A 14190-nucleotide genomic window follows, 5' to 3' on the forward strand; every position below is an offset into this window, starting at 1 on the left:
TGTCGAAAGTAACCAGCCGGAGGAGCTACGGATGCGATCAGGTTTGAAACGGCTAGCACAATTTTGCCTGAGCCTCACCTTTTTGATCGTTTTATCGACTCATGCTGATTTGGCCGTTGCCCAAGATATGCGTGCAGTTGACCTTAAGGAACATACCCACATCCACGGGCTAGCAGTTGACCGGAAGGATCCAAGCCAACTTTTGGTTGCGACCCATCACGGACTTTATCGTGTCGCGGTCGACGGGAATGCCAAGCTCATCTCCGTCGTTCAGGACTTTATGGGCTTCACCCCAGACCCGTCTGAGCCCAACAGTCTTTTCGCCAGCGGCCATCCTGCTGGCGGCGGCAATCTCGGGTTCATCACTTCCACGGACAACGGCGAAACCTGGCAGCAGGTGTCGCCCGGTGTTGGCGGCCCGGTTGACTTTCACCAAATGACCGTCAGTCTCGCCGACCCGAAGGTTGTCTACGGTGCCTATGGTGTGCTGCAGATGAGCCGCGATGCCGGCAAAACCTGGTCCGAGGTCGGTCCCTTGCCCGACAATCTCATCGACATCGCCGCATCTGCCAAGGACTCGAAAACGCTATACGCTGCAACAGAATTCGGGTTCTCGGTCAGCAAGGACGAGGGCCGAACCTGGAAGGCAATTCTTGACGGTGCTCCTGTGAGTTTCGTCGAGGTGACAGGTGACGGAACCGCTTATGCCTTTATTCTTGGACGCGGCTTTGTGCGGTTTCACGAGGATAAACCAAAGCCCGAAACCGTCTCCAACGACTGGGGCAATCGTATTCCGCTGCACCTTGCCGTTGATCCGGCAAACGCAAAGCGGATGTTCGTTGCGACCCATAAAAGCGACATTCTTGTCAGCACTGATGGCGGCATCAAGTGGACGGTCCTGGGCGGCTAGGCAAACACGACCAATGAGACGGCTCCCGCTTTTCTTGTTGGTTGCAAGCGCGGCGATGGCCGCTGTCATTGGCGGCTATGTGTTGTTGCCGAGCAGAGCGACCGGATTGCTTGATCCACACAACCGCATGCTCGTCGCCCGAGGGGAAGGCCTTTATCTTGCCCAATGCGCTGCATGCCATGGACGCCATCTTGAAGGCCAGCCGAACTGGCGTGGCGTCGATGCTGACGGTTACCTGCCGGCTCCCCCGCATGATAAAACCGGGCACACCTGGCACCACCCGGACCAACTGCTGTTCAACATTGTCAAACTTGGAACAGCAAAGGCAGCCAATCTGAAGGACTACAAGACCAGGATGGCAGCCTTCGAGAATACCTTGAGCGATGACGACATCATTGCTGTCTTATCCTACATCAAGTCCCAGTGGCCCGAAGACATGCAAATCAGGCACGACAAGCTGAACCAGGCCTACGAGCTGAAGGACAAAGCAGCAAAATGAGGAGTGGGTCGAGGGCCATTCGAAATCCAATCATAAGCTCGACCCAATCTGCTCCCGCCAATTTCCGTCAACCTTTGCGGCATCGGCGAATTCGTGCCAACGTGAAACGGCTCCTGTCACCGCGCCAACACGACATTTCCTTAAATCCATCAAATTCCAGTGAGTGGCTGGTCACGAACGGCCGCCTGTGACACATTCGGGCCAATGACGAGACACTCCGCCATCCGTACTTTCATGTTTGCTTTCGCATTGCTCGGGCTTCTGCTCGGGCCGGTGGCTGTCTCCATGAGCGGTGCGGCAATGGCCGACCAGACCATGTCCGGCATGGGCAACATGGCGGACATGGCAAGCATGCCTGACGACATGCCATGCTGCCCCGAGAAACAGGCCAAAGTCCCCGACTGCGCGAAGGGCTGTCCGCTGAACGTTTTATGCCTCTCAGGACTTGCGAGCCTCTCGTCGGCACCCCTGAATGCATTTTCGTTCCCATTGCAAAAGGATTTGTTCCATCCTCTCGCCACGGAAGTTCTTGCTTCGTGGGCAGGCGATCCTCCGCACAGACCACCCAGCATCTGATTGTCATCGGCGCTTGAGCGCCAACTAACCGTACGGCGGAAGCCGTCGGTGAAAACTGCGTGGCCTTTGCCGCGTTGATTGCCGTACGCGAAACACGGCTGATGATTATCGGAAACTGGAAATATGACAAATATCGGTAGACTCATCGCGGGCCTGGCGCTCGCTTCCATCCTCGCATCCTCACCCATGGCGTATGCCGCACCTTCTGACTATGAATTCCAGCTGGTTCAGCCGGAAGCGAAGAGCGGTGAAGCGATCCTTGACGTCCGTCTTGTCGACAAGCGATCCGGCAGGTCAGTGCCGGACGCGGTGATCTTCGCCAAACGCATCGACATGGCACCGGACGGGATGGAAATGATGACCGCTCCTATCGAGGAGTTGCCCTCGACCGAACCCGGCATCTATCGGTTCAAGGCGCAGATCAGCATGGCTGGCGGCTGGCGGTTGTCACTCGGCGCGAAAGTGCAGGGTGAGGCCGGAACGGTCGAAAACAAGCTGGTGCTTCAGGCCACACAATGAGCATCCGGATCACTTCGGTGTTCCTCACCCTCGTCGCCATATCGGCGGCGGGGGCAGGGGGTTATTACGCCGGCAGCAACGGATTTCGCGTGGAGGGGTTGGCATTCTCCGGCCCGGCGACGTCCAAGCCTGCATCTGCCAGCGCAACCGGTCCGGTGATCTATTACCGCGACCCGGACGGTAAACCGTTCTATGCGGCGAGTCCTCGCAAGACGGCGGAGGGGCGCGATTTTCTGCCTGTCCTTGCCAGCGAAGATCTCAACTTCGACGACCAGGCTTCGTTGAAGGAAAAGCCGTCCGCTACTGGCGCAGAACCCTCGGCAGCGTCCGCAAGGAAGATCCTGTACTACCGCAATCCGATGGGGCTGCCCGATACATCGCCCGTGCCGAAGAAGGATTCGATGGGGATGGATTATCTCCCCGTTTACGATGGCGAGGACAGTGACGACGGAACCCTGAAGATCAGTCTCGGCAAGATGCAGCGCACGGGCGTGCGTTCCGAGCGAGCTGCAAGCAGGGTGTTGTCGGTACCCGTGCGGGCGTCGGGCACGATCCAACTCGACGAACGCAGGATTTCGGTTGTTGCCACGCGGTCCGACGCCTTCATCGAGAAGGTGTCCGATGTCACCACGGGAGACAAGGTTGCGAAGGGGCAGGATCTGGTCCGCCTCTATTCACCCGACATCGCGACGGCGGGAGCACAATATGTCACCGAACTCAGTGATCCGGAGCGCAGGTCTGTCCTGGGCGGTGCCCGGCAACGGCTCGAGAACCTCGGGGCACCTGCTGACCTGATCAAGGAAATCGAGCGCACACGCAAGGTTCCGCTGGCCGTAACCTGGACTGCTTCGCAGGACGGGATCGTGCTTGAGCGCAACGCCATCGACGGCATGAAGGCGGCGCCCGGTGACGTTCTCTTCCGCATTGCCGACGTTTCGACGGTCTGGGCACTGGCAGACATAGCCGAACGCGATCTGCCCAGAATCGCACCCGGCCAGGACGTGGCGGTGCGGGTGCGGGGCTTCGATGACCGGTTGTTTGCAGGCAAGGTCTCGCTCATCTATCCGCAGGTCAACAAGGAGACCCGCACGACGCGCGTACGGGTGGAACTGGCGAACCCCGACGGCATCCTGCGGCCGGACATGTATGTCGAAGCCGAGATTGCAACCGGAACCGAAATGCCTGTCACAGCCGTACCTGCAAGTGCGGTGATTGACAGCGGCACCCGCCAGGTCGTGCTGATCGACAAGGGCGAGGGCCGCTTCGAACCACGTGTGGTGACGGTTGGGCGCAGAGGCACGGATTATGTCGAAATCCGCGAAGGGATCGCCCCCGGCGACGACGTTGTGGTCGCGGCCAACTTCCTGATTGACGCCGAAAGCAATCTCAAGGCGGCTTTGCGCGGGTTAAGTTCGGATGCCCAGAAACCGGACCAGCCAAAGGAGAAGCCGTTATGATCGGCCATCTCATCGCCTGGTCGGCACGCAACCTGATGCTGGTCCTGATCGGCACGGTCTTTGCCGTCGCCGCGGGTGTCTATGCGCTCAAGACGTCGCCGCTCGACGCCATTCCGGATCTCTCCGACGTCCAGGTCATCGTCTACACCGACTATCCCGGCCAAGGACCGCAGGTTGTCGAGGATCAGGTGACTTATCCGCTGACGACGGCGATGCTGACCGTGCCGAAGTCGAAGGTCGTCCGCGGTTTCTCCTTCTTCGGCGTCTCCTTTGTCTATGTGATCTTCGAGGACGGCACCGATCCCTATTGGGCACGCAGCCGCGTGCTTGAATATCTGAACGCCGCAGCACAACGGCTGCCGCAGGGTGTCACGCCCGGTCTCGGCCCGGATGCGACCGGCGTCGGCTGGGTCTATCAATATGCGGTGGTCGCCAAGGACCAAACCCTTGCCGAACTGCGGTCGCTGCAGGACTGGGTCGTCCGTTATGCCGCGTCCAAGGCGGAAGGCGTGGCCGAAGTTGCCAGCGTTGGCGGGTTCGTCAAACAGTACAATGTCGTGGTCGATCCGCAGCGCCTGCGCTCGTTCGGCATCCCGCTCCAGACCGTCAAGGACGCCGTGCGCAATAGCAATATGGACACGGGCGGGCGTTCGGTGGAACTCTCCGAGTTCGAATTCATGGTCCGCGGACGCGGTTATCTCAAAGGCATCAGCGACCTCGAACAAATCGTGCTGAAAAGCGACGGCGGCACGCCCGTGCTGATGCGCGATGTGGCGCATGTAGAGCTTGGGCCTGACGAACGGCGCGGTGTCACCGAACTCAACGGTGAAGGGGAGGTCGCGAGCGGCATCGCCTTGCAGCGCTTCGGGGCGAACGCGCTTACGGTGATCGAAAACGTCAAGGCAAGCCTTGCCGAGATTGTGCCAAGCCTGCCGAAGGGTACGGAAATCGTTCCGGTCTACGACCGTTCGCAACTGATCGAGGCGGCGATCGAAACGCTGAAGAGCACACTCTTTGAAGAAAGCGTCATTGTTGCACTCGTCTCGATAGTATTTCTGTTGCATGTCCGCAGCGCGCTGGTCGCCATCCTGATGCTGCCCGTGGGCGTGCTGATGGCATTCGCCGCGATGCGTCTTCTTGGGCTTGGCTCCAACATCATGAGCCTCGGCGGCATCGCCATTGCGGTCGGTGCCATGATCGATGCGGCCATCGTCATGATCGAGAACGCCCACAAGCATCTTGAACGCGCTCCCGAGGACAAGCCGCGCATCGAGGTGCTGATCGACGCCGCAAGGGAAGTCGGTCCTGCTTTGTTCTTCAGCCTGTTGATCATCACAGTCTCGTTCCTGCCGATCTTCACGCTGGAATCGCAGGAGGGGCGGATGTTCGGACCGCTCGCCTTCACCAAGACCTTCGCCATGGCGGCGGCCGCGCTGCTGTCGGTGACATTGGTGCCCGCGCTGATGGTGATCTTCGTGCGCGGCCGCATCGTTCCCGAACACAAAAACCCGATCAACCGCTTCCTGATCTGGATCTACCGCCCGGTCATCAGCGGTGTGCTGCGTGCCAAGCTGCTGACCATTTTCCTTGCACTGGTGGTACTTGGCGTCTCGTTCTGGCCCGCCAAACAAATCGGCTCGGAATTCATGCCGACCCTTAATGAGGGAACGCTGATGTATATGCCGACAACCCTGCCGGGCATCTCGATCACCAAGGCAGCCGAACTTCTGCAAACCCAGGACCGCATCATCACATCCTTCCCGGAAGTAGCGTCCGTCTACGGCAAGGCTGGCCGGGCGGCGACCGCCACCGATCCCGCACCGACCGAAATGTTCGAGACCATCATCAACCTGAAACCGAAGGAGCAATGGCGGCACGGCGTCACCATCGACAGCCTCAAGCAAGAGATGGACAAGGCACTTCAGTTTCCCGGTGTCTCCAATGCCTGGACCATGCCGATCCGGGCGCGCATTGATATGCTGTCGACGGGGATCCGCACGCCTGTCGGCATCAAGGTGTTTGGCACGGACCTCACCCAGATGGAACAGGTGGCACGCCAGGTCGAAACCGTCGTCAAGGCCGTGCCTGGTACATCAAGCGCCTATGCCGAACGCGTCATCGGCGGTTACTACCTCGACATCGTTCCGGACCGGGCGTCGCTCGCCCGCTATGGCCTGATGATCAATGACGTGCAGGACGTGATCGCCACCGCCCTTGGCGGTGAGGCGGTGACAACGACGGTGGAAGGTCGTGAACGCTATACGGTCAATGTCCGCTACCCCCGCGACTTCCGCAGCGATCCGCAATCGATCGCCCAGAACGTACTCGTGCCCTTGCCGAATAGTGGCACAGTGCCGCTCGGCGAGGTTGCCAGTGTTCAGCTCACGCGTGGCGCAACCTCGATCCGAACGGAAAACGGCCAGCTCGCGATCTACATCTTCGTGGACATCGCCGGGCGTGATCTCGGCAGCTATGTGGCCGCGGCGCGCGATGCGGTTGCGAAGGACGTGGTTTTCCCGCAAGGAACCTATGTCGCCTGGAGCGGCCAGTTCGAATATCTGGAGCGGGCAAAGGCGCGACTGAAGATCGTCGTTCCGGTGACGCTGCTGATCATCTTCCTGCTGCTCTATCTCAACTTCCGCAGGCTGACCGAAACGCTGATCGTCATGCTGTCGCTTCCCTTCGCACTGGTCGGCGGTCTGTGGCTGATGTGGTGGCTCGGCTTCAACATGTCGGTTGCCGTCGCCGTCGGCTTCATCGCGCTTGCTGGCGTTGCCGCCGAAACGGGCGTCATCATGCTGATCTACCTCGATCAGGCGCTGAACGAGCAGCGAGACGCGGCAAAGGCTCAAGGCCGGAGTTTCAACCGTTCGGACCTGCATCACGCCATCATGGAGGGTGCCGTCGAGCGCGTGCGGCCGAAAATGATGACCGTCGTCGCAATCATGGCGGGTCTGATCCCAATCCTGTGGAGCACCGGAGCAGGGTCCGAGATCATGCAGCGCATCGCCGTGCCGATGATCGGCGGCATGGTGTCGTCGACGCTTTTAACCCTCGTCGTCATCCCGGCAATTTACGGCCTGGTGAAGGGTTGGCGCTTGCCTGTCTTGCAGGCGGCGGATGGGACTGTTCGTGAAAGCCGTACAGACGGTCTGAAGGTGGCCGCCGAATGACGGTCGAAGCGACAACTGGCTGGTTCGGTTCGGAAGGGAGGTGTCAGAAAGAATGGATGCCGACAGCAGTGAGTGGACAGCACTTTGGCCTTACGGGCTGCTCTTGATTGTCCTGGCAGCCTGGGCGATCCATCTTTTCCTTGCACCTTCAAGCTGGCCCGAGTGGGTCGGCGCAGCGTTGTTGCAGGTTTTCATCGTCGCGCAGATGTACGGGTTTCCGCTCACCCACTATTTTCTGACAACCATTGTGCCCATCGACATCCCGGCGGTTCGTTCCAGCGGTCACGTTTGGGCGACCCTGTTGGATTATGGGACGTTCGCCATGGTGCTCGAAATGATGCTCGGCTCGGTGTTAGTGTTTGCCGGGATGCTTCTGATTGTCAAAGGTTGGGCAGAGGTCTATTTTCATGGCGACAGGTTGATCACCGAGGGTGTCTACGGCGTTGTAAGGCATCCGCAATATGCAGGCATCTTTCTGGTGGTCTGCGGGACGCTGATCCATTGGCCGACGATCCCGACATTGCTCCTCACTCCGCTGATCGTGTGGCTGTATGAGCGTCTGGCCAAGAGGGAAGAGGCCGACCTGATCGGGCGATACGGCATTCAGTACAAGCAATACCAGGAACTGGTGCCAATGTTCGTTCCCGGTGGGTAAAAGTCCGCACGTGTATAGGGAGGCTCCCGGAGCCCGTTCAGACAGTTACAAATGAAAGGAGGTCCGCAATGTACCGTTCATTGAAATTCCTTGGGTTGGCCGCCACAATAGGGGCTGGGCTTGCCCTCGCATCACCGATCGTTGCTGCCGATGACAATCAGTCTCCCGGATCAAACATGGGATCTGGCATGATGGAGCACGGCGGCATGATGAACATGATGCAGCAGATGAGCCAGATGATGGAAAGCTGCAACAAGATGATGCAAAGCATGCCCGATTCCGGGAAGCCCAACGAGCAAGGCCCCATGAATATGCCGATGCAACCCGACAAGAAGGGGTGATGAAGGACAATCTGATGAAGAGACGTGAATTCATATGCACGGGCATGGCGGCGATTGCCGTGGCGCTAACCGCGGAAAAGGCAGGTGCGGAGCAACATTGGTCGATGACCGTTTACAAGGATCCAAACTGCGGATGCTGTAACCTCTGGTCCAAGGCCATGGAAAACGCCGGGTTCACAGTCTATCGGGTGGATACTGACGATTTGCCCGCCGTCAAGAGGCGCTTTGGCGTGCCCGCTGCAGTCGAGGGCTGCCATACGGCGGTTGTCGGCGGCTATTTTCTAGAGGGGCATGTACCGTTGGAGGTGGTGGCAAAACTGCTTTACGAGCGGCCCGATCTCGCCGGATTGGCGGTGCCTGGCATGCCTGCGGGATCGCTCGGCATGGGCAGCGATCCGAACGCCAGCTATGATGTCTACGCCGTCGCCAAAGGGCCAGAGCAGAAGACGTCGGTTTATTACCAGGTCAGACCCAAGAACTGAGTATCAGCGGCGGCGGTGACCGTCACTTAGGCTGGACTCAAGGACCGATATCACTTCACTGCAGGAGCCCAGCCGGAGAAACGCTAACTCCCTCAGGCAGGGCCCAGCTTACAATTTCACAGTCCTCAGGCGTAGCGCGTTGGCGACCACGGACACGGAAGATACACTCATCGCCGCTGCCGCGATCATCGGCGAAAGCAACATCCCGAAAATCGGATAGAGGACACCTGCGGCGACGGGCACGCCAAGCACATTATATATGAAGGCGAAGAACAGGTTCTGCTTGATATTGCGGATCGTCGCCTCCGCCAGATGCCGGGCACGAACAATGCCAGTCAGATCGCCCTTGACCAGTGTAATGCCGGCGCTTTCCATAGCGACGTCGGCACCAGTTCCCATAGCGATGCCCACATGGGCGGCAGCCAGCGCCGGCGCGTCGTTGACGCCATCGCCTGCCATGGCGACCTTCGCGCCCTTTGCCTGAAGTTCATCGACCAGTGCCTTCTTGCCTTCCGGCAAGATGTCGGCGCGCACTTCGTCTATGCCTACCCTTGCGGCGACCGCCTTCGCCGTGCGCTCATTGTCGCCCGTAGCCATGATGATCCTCAAGCCGCTCTCGTGCAGGGCGCGGATTGCCTCCGCAGCCGTTTGTTTGATCGGATCGGCAACGGCAACAAGGCCTGCGAGCTTGCCGTCGATCGCCACGAACATCGCCGTCTTGCCGTCCGAGCGCAACTTATCCGCCAGGTCCTGGAGTGACTTGGTATCGAGCTTCAGTTCCTCCATCATCGCCGCATTGCCGAGTACCACGGTCTTGCCGGAAACCTCGCCCGTAACACCCTTCCCGGTGATCGCATCGAAATCGGCGACGTTGGACAGTTTGACGCCGCGTTCGTTTGCGCCCTCTACGATGGCCTCCGCCAGCGGATGCTCGGAGCCTTTTTCAAGGCTTGCGGCGAGCGCCAGCAAATCGCTTTCCTCAAAACCATTTACCACGAGGACGTCGGTGAGCTTGGGCTTACCCTCGGTGAGCGTGCCCGTTTTGTCGACAAGCAATGTATCGACCTTGGCGAAACGCTCCAGCGCTTCGGCGTCCTTGATGAGAACGCCGGCTTGAGCGCCGCGACCCGTCGCCGTCATGATTGACATAGGCGTTGCAAGGCCCAGAGCACACGGACAGGCGATAATCAGCACCGACACTGCTGAAACGAAAGCATAGATCATGCGCGGCTCAGGGCCGAGCAGGGCCCAGATGACAAAGGATACGATGGCGATCAATATCACCGCCGGCACGAAATAAAACGAGACCGCATCTGCCAATCCCTGTATCGGTGCGCGCGAACGCTGCGCCTTGGCCACCATGTCCACGATCTGCGAAAGCATAGTGTCGGATCCGACCTTTTCCGCCCGCATGATCAGTGAGCCGCTCTTGTTGAGCGTTCCCCCGGTCACGTTATCACCTGGCGTCTTCTCGACCGGAACAGGCTCGCCAGTGATCATCGATTCGTCGATCGAGGAGCGGCCCTCAATGACAACGCCATCGACGGGAACACTGTCACCAGGGCGGATGCGCAGCCGATCACCTGATAGCACCTCATCCAGAGGAACATCCGTTTCCGTGCCGTCTTCGGCGATACGCCGCGCGGTTTTTGGCGCAAGGTCCAGCAACGCACGAATAGCCGATCCCGTGCGTTCACGCGCCCGCAGTTCGAGCACCTGTCCCACGAAAAGGAGCGCAACGATGACGGCTGCTGCCTCAAAATAAGTTGGCACTGACCCGCCATGACCACGGAAGGAATGGGGAAAGATATCCGGGAAAAGCGTTGCCACCACACTGTAGGCGAAGGCCGCGCCGACCCCGATCGAGATCAATGTCCACATATTCGGGCTGCGATTGACGATTGAGTCCCAACCGCGCTTAAAGAACGGGAGCGCGGCCCAGAGGACGACGGGCACAGCTAACGCCAATTCGAACCAGGCTGCGAGGCGTTCGCCGATCCAGTCGCGAACTGGCAGACCGAACATCGGCCCCATGGTTAGTATGAGCAGCGGGATCGAACACACGCCGCTCACCCATAACCGCCGCGTGAAATCGACCAGTTCCGGATTGGGGCCTTCGTCGCCAGTCGGTACGCCCATCGGCTCCAGGGCCATACCGCAGATCGGGCAGGAGCCCGGCTTGTCGCGAATGATTTGAGGATGCATCGGGCAAGTATAGAGCGTCCCAATCGGTACTGCTTTGGGCGGCAAAGTCCGGCTGTCCAGGTATTCCTCCGGATCTGCCGTGAATTTCTGCTGACAACCAGACGAGCAGAAATGGAATATTTTGCCCTTATATTCCGCCGTCGGTTTGCCAGCCTTCGGATCGACCGTCATTCCACAAACGGGATCGCGAAAAGCATCAGTCTTCGCATCGATGACGTGGGGATGATTGTGCGTTTCCTGCGCCATTATACCGACCTTTCAGGTACGTCATATATGATCAGGATGGAACATACAGCTTCCTATCGTGGGAAGGTCAAGAACGCTCCATCAGTGCGCTATCCTCCTCAATTCGAGGCATGCAATAACGAAATGATGGGAGCGTTGTCTACACAATGACAATTTGTTGGCGCTATCTATCAGGCACCGTTTTTGGTCTGCCCGGTATTAGGACTGCCGCGTCGCCCGAGGATGTCATGATCACTAGACGATGGTTCATTGCAGGATTAGCGATAACGGTGCTTGCGCCGGGCAGCGCCTTGGCCCAGTCAAAGAAAAGGCCCTTCGAGTTGGATCCGAAGTTCGAGCCGCACAGTGTTCCTTACGAAACGGATCTGCCTGCCGGATCGGTGGTGGTCGACCCGAAAAACAAGTTCCTCTACCTCATCGAAAATCCGTACAGCGCACACCGCTACGGCATCGGCGTTGGTCGTGCAGGTCTTGCATGGTCAGGTGAAGCGGTCGTGGGCCGAAAGGCCGTCTGGCCACGGTGGATCCCTACAGATGACATGATAACAAGGGACCCTGCCAAATACGGAAAATATGCAGTGGGCGTGGATGGCGGTCCGGAAAATCCGCTCGGGGCGCGTGCTCTTTACCTGTTTCGCGATAACCGCGATACCTACTACCGCATACATGGCACAAATGAACCATGGACCATCGGAAAAGCGGTATCGAATGGATGCATCCGAATGATAAATGATCACGTCATCGAATTGTACGACTATGTCGGCGTCGGTGCCACGGTCGTCGTTTTGGGCTAGCCAGTGGGGCCGGCCTCATGGAAGCCAGTTCGCCTTTCGAACGAATCCAATGGTGTAAAATTACCAACTTGATCAGGGAGTTTTGTATCACAAAACTCTATCGGGATGGTATTGGCTGCAATCCTGCAGGAGTTTATCGCGTTCCTGAATGAGGTCTGCTGCAAACTCATCCACGAGCCTCGATCTTGCCCTCTGTGGCGGCACGATCTGCAGTGTCACGAAGTTGACGGTGGGAACTAAGGGGCGGGCAATAAGTCCTGCTTTTTCATACCCCTCCGAGACATAGCTGAGAACGTTGGCGACGCCCACGCCCGCGCCTTCGAGCGCCAGTTGGCAGACGGTGGCGGAAAATTGCGTTTCCACGATCATGCGGGGCGAAATACCCGCGACAGCCAGATGACGGTCGAGCTGTTTTCGGGCAGTGTCCTCAGGCGCGAGACAAATCAGGCGCTCCTGATGGAGATCACTCGGGCTCACAATGCGTTTACTCTCCAGGGCGTGGCCTCTCCGAAACACACATACGCCGTAACTTTCGATGAAAGGCTCGGCGACCAGATTGGTCGTATCGATTTCGTCTGCACAAAGCCCAAAATCGAATAAGCCGCTGGCCACCAAATCACGAACTGCAGACGAACCTGAGATTTCGAACGTAATCGACACGGCAGGTCGGCGTTTCAAATACTTAGCGATAACCCGCGGCATGAAGCTGAGGCCAAGGGCAGCGGAACTTGCTACCTTCAGCGAACCCGTCCCCACTTCTCGTATCCGCGCGGCTGCCTGCCGCAACCTGTCCAGGCCAGCATGGGCCGCCTGGACCTCGCGGTAAAGCAGAAGGGCTTCAGGCGTTGCCGTGAGCCGTGGACCAGACCGTTCGAACAGCTTGAGTTTGGTCGTGTCCTCGAGCCGCTTCAAACCACGACTGACCCCGGGCTGTGAAATTCCCAGCAGGGTGGCGGCCCTAGTGGTCGAGCCCGTTTTCATCACCGCGCTAAATATTTCAATCAGGGCAAGATTCATGTCAATTCATTATAACCAAGATGAATGATTTGGTGATCACTATGCATTTGTGGCGTGTCTATCACAAGTCTACTGTCGGAAGCAGACGAGGGATTTCAACATGCACGACGACACCAGATGCCTGCAGATAGACGACGCCACCGCGCCATCCGGCTTTCAAAGCCTATCGTTTCCGGTTTTCCGCGGGTCCACAGTGGTGTTCCCCACAGTCGAAGCATACCAACGCAGGCGTGAGACATTCTACGACGGTTACTCCTACGGACTGTACGGCACGCCAACTTCAAGAGCGCTCGAAGCTCGGATCGCCTCGCTCGAAAATGGAGCCACGTCTCACGTAGTGCCGTCTGGTCTTGCCGCCATTGTTTTGACAATTCTTGCGGTAGCGAAAGCTGGTGATCAGGTGCTGCTGCCTGACAGCGTATATGACCCGGTAAGGACACTGTCCGACAACTTTCTGTCTTTTCTCGGAATTCAAGTTGGCTACTATGATCCGCTAATCGGGGGCGAGATCGCGGCACTTATAGATGACCGCGTCAAGCTGGTCTTGGTTGAATCGCCTGGCTCGGCAACGATGGAAATTCAGGATATGGCGGCGATTGTAAGCGCCGCACGGGCAAACGGTTCGCGCGTGGCTGCCGACAACACATGGGCAACCCCACTTCGCTTCAAACCCCTCGATATGGGCATCGATTTTTCCATCTGTGCAATATCAAAGTATCTCGGCGGTCATTCGGACGTGCTTATGGGGTCTGTGACTGTCCGCGATGAGGTCCTCTACAGACGCCTTCGGGATGTGTCGCGTTATCTCGGTTATGGCGTTTCACCGGAAGACTGCTCTCTTGTTTTGCGCGGCATCGAGACCCTTCCAGTGCGGCTTGATCGGTCAGAGGCGAATGCCTTGGCGATTGCAAAGTGGTTTGAGGATCGTCCCGAGGTCGTCGACGTCCTTCACCCGGCGCTCCCCTCCCATCCCGGGCACGAACTATGGCAGCGCGATTTCTTGGGGTCTTCGGGCTTGTTCTCAGTCATTTTACAACCGTGGACGCGCCCGCACCTTGCATCGGTGATCGAGTCCTTGGAGTTCTTCAGCATCGGTGCGAGTTGGGGTGGCACGAAAAGCATCGTGGCAGTGATGGATCCGCCCCCGGTTCGTACAGCGACCAGGATCACTGAACAGGGCCCCCTGATCCGTTTCAGTATCGGCTTGGAGCACGTCGACGACCTGCTGGCCGATCTGGAAAGGGCATTTCGGCTACTGGAAGCCGAAATGGTGGAACCTCTCACGCCGTCCATCCGGCAGGGGATCTAGATATCAA

Annotated in this window: 13 protein-coding genes; 10 read left to right on the top strand and 3 right to left on the bottom strand. The window is 58.5% G+C overall.

Annotated elements, in window-relative coordinates; genetic code table 11:
• The first annotated feature begins 127 nt into the window (after window positions 1–127).
• Window positions 128–910 carry a F510_1955 family glycosylhydrolase gene (locus BLM14_RS22815; RefSeq protein ID WP_157929584.1) on the top strand — a complete coding sequence of 261 codons (783 nt, stop codon included), beginning with the start codon at window positions 128–130 and terminating at the stop codon, window positions 908–910.
• A 55-nt stretch (window positions 911–965) separates the two neighbouring features.
• Window positions 966–1409: a c-type cytochrome gene (locus tag BLM14_RS22820; RefSeq protein ID WP_237143592.1), complete on the top strand. Its 444-nt coding sequence runs from the start codon at window positions 966–968 to the stop codon at window positions 1407–1409.
• 149 nt (window positions 1410–1558) lie between these two features.
• On the opposite strand, the gene BLM14_RS31245 is transcribed toward BLM14_RS22820, so the two are convergent.
• A complete protein-coding gene (locus tag BLM14_RS31245; RefSeq protein WP_133123896.1) occupies window positions 1559–1774 on the bottom strand; it encodes a hypothetical protein in 216 nt (71 codons plus the stop codon).
• Window positions 1775–2108: 334 nt separating this feature from the next.
• Between BLM14_RS31245 and BLM14_RS22830 the strand changes: the two genes are divergently transcribed.
• From BLM14_RS22830 to BLM14_RS22855, 6 genes are all read left to right on the top strand, one after another.
• On the top strand, window positions 2109–2504 hold the full coding sequence (locus BLM14_RS22830; protein ID WP_100002121.1) for a FixH family protein: 396 nt from the start codon (window positions 2109–2111) through the stop codon (window positions 2502–2504).
• Window positions 2501–3961 (top strand): efflux RND transporter periplasmic adaptor subunit, encoded by a 1461-nt coding sequence (locus BLM14_RS22835; RefSeq protein ID WP_100002122.1) that lies wholly within the window; start codon window positions 2501–2503, stop codon window positions 3959–3961. The genes BLM14_RS22830 and BLM14_RS22835 overlap by 4 nt, the downstream gene beginning before the upstream one ends.
• Window positions 3958–7134: an efflux RND transporter permease subunit gene (locus BLM14_RS22840; protein WP_100002123.1), complete on the top strand. Its 3177-nt coding sequence runs from the start codon at window positions 3958–3960 to the stop codon at window positions 7132–7134. The genes BLM14_RS22835 and BLM14_RS22840 overlap by 4 nt, the downstream gene beginning before the upstream one ends.
• 52 nt (window positions 7135–7186) lie before the next feature.
• Complete coding sequence (locus BLM14_RS22845) at window positions 7187–7789, top strand: methyltransferase family protein (protein WP_100002124.1); 603 nt, start codon at window positions 7187–7189, stop codon at window positions 7787–7789.
• Window positions 7790–7857: 68 nt separating this feature from the next.
• On the top strand, window positions 7858–8130 hold the full coding sequence (locus BLM14_RS22850) for a hypothetical protein (RefSeq protein ID WP_100002125.1): 273 nt from the start codon (window positions 7858–7860) through the stop codon (window positions 8128–8130).
• 14 nt (window positions 8131–8144) lie between these two features.
• Complete coding sequence (locus tag BLM14_RS22855) at window positions 8145–8612, top strand: DUF411 domain-containing protein (RefSeq protein WP_100002214.1); 468 nt, start codon at window positions 8145–8147, stop codon at window positions 8610–8612.
• A gap of 108 nt (window positions 8613–8720) precedes the next feature.
• On the opposite strand, the gene BLM14_RS22860 is transcribed toward BLM14_RS22855, so the two are convergent.
• Window positions 8721–11063: a heavy metal translocating P-type ATPase gene (locus BLM14_RS22860; protein WP_100002126.1), complete on the bottom strand. Its 2343-nt coding sequence runs from the start codon at window positions 11061–11063 to the stop codon at window positions 8721–8723.
• Window positions 11064–11290: 227 nt separating this feature from the next.
• Between BLM14_RS22860 and BLM14_RS22865 the strand changes: the two genes are divergently transcribed.
• A complete protein-coding gene (locus BLM14_RS22865) occupies window positions 11291–11857 on the top strand; it encodes a L,D-transpeptidase (RefSeq protein WP_100002127.1) in 567 nt (188 codons plus the stop codon).
• 87 nt (window positions 11858–11944) lie between these two features.
• Here BLM14_RS22865 and BLM14_RS22870 read toward each other — a convergent pair whose 3' ends face one another.
• A complete protein-coding gene (locus BLM14_RS22870) occupies window positions 11945–12874 on the bottom strand; it encodes a LysR substrate-binding domain-containing protein (protein WP_100002128.1) in 930 nt (309 codons plus the stop codon).
• A gap of 100 nt (window positions 12875–12974) precedes the next feature.
• Between BLM14_RS22870 and metC the strand changes: the two genes are divergently transcribed.
• Entirely contained in the window at window positions 12975–14183 is a 1209-nt protein-coding gene (gene metC / locus BLM14_RS22875) for a cystathionine beta-lyase (RefSeq protein ID WP_100002129.1), read from the top strand.
• Window positions 14184–14190: the final 7 nt, after the last annotated feature.

This window comes from Phyllobacterium zundukense (assembly GCF_002764115.1).
Classification (GTDB): Bacteria; Pseudomonadota; Alphaproteobacteria; order Rhizobiales; family Rhizobiaceae; genus Phyllobacterium; species Phyllobacterium zundukense.

Excerpts from the sequence above, each read along its gene's own strand:
- BLM14_RS22815 (WP_157929584.1), top strand. The coding sequence starts at position 128 with ATGCGTGCAGTTGACCTTAAGGAACATACCCACATCCACGGGCTAGCA.
- BLM14_RS22820 (WP_237143592.1), top strand. The coding sequence starts at position 966 with ATGGCCGCTGTCATTGGCGGCTATGTGTTGTTGCCGAGCAGAGCGACC.
- BLM14_RS31245 (WP_133123896.1), bottom strand. The coding sequence starts at position 1,774 with ATGTCGTCAGGCATGCTTGCCATGTCCGCCATGTTGCCCATGCCGGAC.
- BLM14_RS22830 (WP_100002121.1), top strand. The coding sequence starts at position 2,109 with ATGACAAATATCGGTAGACTCATCGCGGGCCTGGCGCTCGCTTCCATC.
- BLM14_RS22835 (WP_100002122.1), top strand. The coding sequence starts at position 2,501 with ATGAGCATCCGGATCACTTCGGTGTTCCTCACCCTCGTCGCCATATCG.
- BLM14_RS22840 (WP_100002123.1), top strand. The coding sequence starts at position 3,958 with ATGATCGGCCATCTCATCGCCTGGTCGGCACGCAACCTGATGCTGGTC.
- BLM14_RS22845 (WP_100002124.1), top strand. The coding sequence starts at position 7,187 with ATGGATGCCGACAGCAGTGAGTGGACAGCACTTTGGCCTTACGGGCTG.
- BLM14_RS22850 (WP_100002125.1), top strand. The coding sequence starts at position 7,858 with ATGTACCGTTCATTGAAATTCCTTGGGTTGGCCGCCACAATAGGGGCT.
- BLM14_RS22855 (WP_100002214.1), top strand. The coding sequence starts at position 8,145 with ATGAAGAGACGTGAATTCATATGCACGGGCATGGCGGCGATTGCCGTG.
- BLM14_RS22860 (WP_100002126.1), bottom strand. The coding sequence starts at position 11,063 with ATGGCGCAGGAAACGCACAATCATCCCCACGTCATCGATGCGAAGACT.
- BLM14_RS22865 (WP_100002127.1), top strand. The coding sequence starts at position 11,291 with ATGATCACTAGACGATGGTTCATTGCAGGATTAGCGATAACGGTGCTT.
- BLM14_RS22870 (WP_100002128.1), bottom strand. The coding sequence starts at position 12,874 with ATGAATCTTGCCCTGATTGAAATATTTAGCGCGGTGATGAAAACGGGC.
- metC (WP_100002129.1), top strand. The coding sequence starts at position 12,975 with ATGCACGACGACACCAGATGCCTGCAGATAGACGACGCCACCGCGCCA.